This window comes from Mesorhizobium sp. M0184 (assembly GCF_040322215.1).
Classification (GTDB): domain Bacteria; phylum Pseudomonadota; class Alphaproteobacteria; order Rhizobiales; family Rhizobiaceae; genus Mesorhizobium.
This window is the reverse complement of record NZ_JAMYSZ010000123.1, coordinates 1-552: the sequence shown is the minus strand read 5'-3', so window position 1 is coordinate 552 and position 552 is coordinate 1. Positions and strand designations below refer to the sequence as shown.

General features: G+C 58.0%; 1 protein-coding gene. It reads right to left on the bottom strand.

The genetic code is table 11. The annotated features are described in order from the left end of the window. Nucleotides 1-552: AMP-binding protein (locus tag NKJ23_RS34595; RefSeq protein WP_352685210.1), on the bottom strand; the 552-nt coding region annotated here is incomplete at both ends.

The window sequence follows — 552 nt, the reverse complement described above, 5'->3', positions numbered from 1 at the left end:
CCGCCGTCAGATCAGGCCGGTTCAGGTAGCCACGCGCAACGCCGGCCCCGCCAACGTAAAGCTCACCCACCGCCCCGAACGGCACGGGCCCACCATGACCGTCCAGCAGGTACACCCGCGTGTTCGCAATCGGGCGCCCGATCGGGATGGAGGCCAGCCCCCCGACAGATTGGGCGATCTCGCAGACTGTCGCGAAGGTCGTTGTCTCGGTCGGACCGTAGCAGTGAATGAGGCGTACAGGACCTTCTTCTCTCAGCAATCTCAAAAATGAGGGAACGTCACTGACCTCGCCTCCACAGAGGAGGTACTTAAGTTGTGCTAACGTCGGAGCGATCGATGACGTATATTGGTTGAATAACGCTGTTGTTAGAAAAAGGGTTGTCACCCGTTGCTGTTCAAGTGACTTGGCAAAATTTGAAGGATTTATGACGGTCGTGGCATCCAATGCAATGATGCAGCCACCGTTGAGCAGCGGCGCCCACACTTCAAATGTGCTGGCGTCGAAGGCGGGATTACCCACCCACGCCACACGATCACTCGAGCTGAACTGCG